The following is a 2,321-nucleotide window of genomic DNA, read 5'->3' on the forward strand; positions in this document are numbered from 1 at the left end:
AATATGTATAGTGAAAAAAATAAATAGAAGAAAAATGACTATGAAAGAATATAGAAGTATTAATAAAATTACTAGATTAAGTGGCATCCAAAATGGAAGGATGAAATTACCAATTATATAGAGAAGAGTTATTCAAGGATTGCAGATAAAATAGAAAGAGAATAAGCAAAACGAACGGTAGAAAATAAGAAAGTAGATAAAAATACAAACTTAACTTTAGTGCCGAGAGAAAAGGAAAATTATTAAGAAAACGTTGGGAAAAGTTAGACTCGAAAAATATAACTAACAGCAAGAAAACAAGACCGAAGAAAAGTACCAAGAAAATCTGGTTAAATGGTCACTTGTGTAGTGGCCATTTTGCTATTTGAAGGAGGCTGGGAGATTACAAGTGTTGAGTTTAGTAATGAAGATCTTAAGAAAACCGAAAATAGAAGATATCGTATGTAACATACAAAACAATGAAGAAGACAAAGAAGCGTTTATCGTACAGTATCAGCCTTTTATTAGAAAATCAATCTCATCTGTCTGCCGTCGATATATTACAGAACAGGATGATGAATATAGCATTGGATTGTTTGCTTTTAACGAAGCAATTGAACAGTATTCCTATACAAAAGGAAAATCCTTTTTAGCGTTTGCTGATCTTCTTATAAAAAGAGATGTAATTGACTATATACGTAAGGAGTCTAAACATAACTTTGTCTTTTTAAAAGAAGATGAGCAAGAGGAAATGTTAGAAATGCAAGTGTCGCTTACGGAGTATATGAAAGAGATGGAAAATAGTAACCGTAAGGAGGAAATTCTTCATTTTCAAAGTGTGCTAGCTGAGTTTAAAATCACATTCTCAGAGCTTGCTAAAGAATCTCCTAAGCATCGTGATACACGTGAGCACTTAATAGAAATTGTGAAAATAATTATAAAAGAAGAGGAAATGATGGAAGAGCTGTTCCGAAAGAAAAAGTTACCGCTTAAACAGATTGAACCGCGTGTTAGGGTAAGTCGTAAAACGTTGGAACGACATAGAAAATACATTATTGCAATGTGTATTATTTTTGCAAACAACTATACATATATTCTGGATTACATAAGAGGGGAAAAGCATGATGAATAAAGGAATTGTGATGGATATAAAAAAGCATAGCGTAGTTGTTTTAACACCAAATGGAGAGTTTATTACGTGTAAAAGAAAAGGGGATTCTTGCATAATCGGGGAGGAAATCTCGTTTGATGAGCAAGAACAAAAAGCATCGCATTTTTCGATTCCTTCCTTTTTAAAGCCTGCATCAATACTTGTTGCTTGTTTTCTATTTGCAGTGCTGTTTTTCTACAACCAACCAGAAGAAAAAGTATTTGCTTACGTCTCAGTTGATATAAATCCAAGTTTAGAGGTGAGCGTAACAAAGGATTTTCGTGTTATAGATTTGCAGGCTTGTAATGATGATGGAAGGCGTATTTTAAAAGAATTGAAGCAATGGGAAAATAAACAATTACAAGAAGTAATACGTACTATTATAAAGCAAAGTCAAGAGGATAAGTATTTAACGAATGATAAGCAAGTTATGCTAACAGCTGTTGCAAAGGACAAGGCACTAGAACCACTTTTGGAAAAGGCAATGAAAGAATTAAAGAAAGAATATGAGCTAAAACATATTACAGTTGAATATCAAAGTAGCACAATGCAAATACGAGAGAATGCTAGAAAAGCTGGAATTGGCACAGGTGTTTATATAAAGCAAGAGAATGAGAAGAACAAATCACTTACGCCTCCTGTCACCCCGTCTAATCCGGTGGAAAACGAAGAAGAGGTGCAATCACACCCGGAGTCATCTCCTGATGCAACACTCGATTTGTCTCCTGTAAAAGAAAAAAAATATGAAAAGCAAGAGCAGAAAGAACAAAAGAAAACAGAGGAACAGCCATCGAAGCAAATAAAAGAAAACAATGGAAGAGGATCTCAGCAAGAAAATAGAGGGAATCAACAGGAGAATAACAGTAGAGAAGCTCAACAAGGAAATAATGGGAATCAGCAAGGGAACAACGGAAGAGGGAAGAGGATCTCAACAAGGGAATAATGGAAATGGGCAAGGGAACAATGGAAGAGGATCCCAGAAAGAAAATGACGGAAACGAGCAAGGGAACAATGGTAGGGGGTCTCAACAAGAAAATAGAGGCCACCAGCAAGGGAATGAAAAGAAGAATCAATAGAATATGGAAGTGAGAGATTCACTTCAAAGCTAAAAGGATTTATTCCGCTATTTGCTGGGCAGCCCGATTGGTGAGGGCTGATGATTAGTGGGGGGGAACAAAACCCCCACTGATTA

The 2,321-nt window shown here is 35.4% G+C and carries 1 protein-coding gene and 1 pseudogene; both read left to right on the top strand.

The annotated features are described in order from the left end of the window. Positions 1-388 precede the first annotated feature (388 nt). On the top strand, positions 389-1,111 hold the full coding sequence (gene sigI / locus ABWK52_RS16455; RefSeq protein ID WP_002101143.1) for an RNA polymerase sigma factor SigI: 723 nt from the start codon (positions 389-391) through the stop codon (positions 1,109-1,111). Then, positions 1,101-2,187: pseudogene (locus ABWK52_RS16460) on the top strand (anti-sigma factor domain-containing protein); the annotation flags it as partial. The gene sigI and the pseudogene ABWK52_RS16460, both read left to right, overlap by 11 nt. Positions 2,188-2,321: the final 134 nt, after the last annotated feature.

Source organism: Bacillus sp. AP50 (genome assembly GCF_040492675.1).
Taxonomy (GTDB): Bacteria; Bacillota; Bacilli; order Bacillales; family Bacillaceae_G; genus Bacillus_A; species Bacillus_A cereus.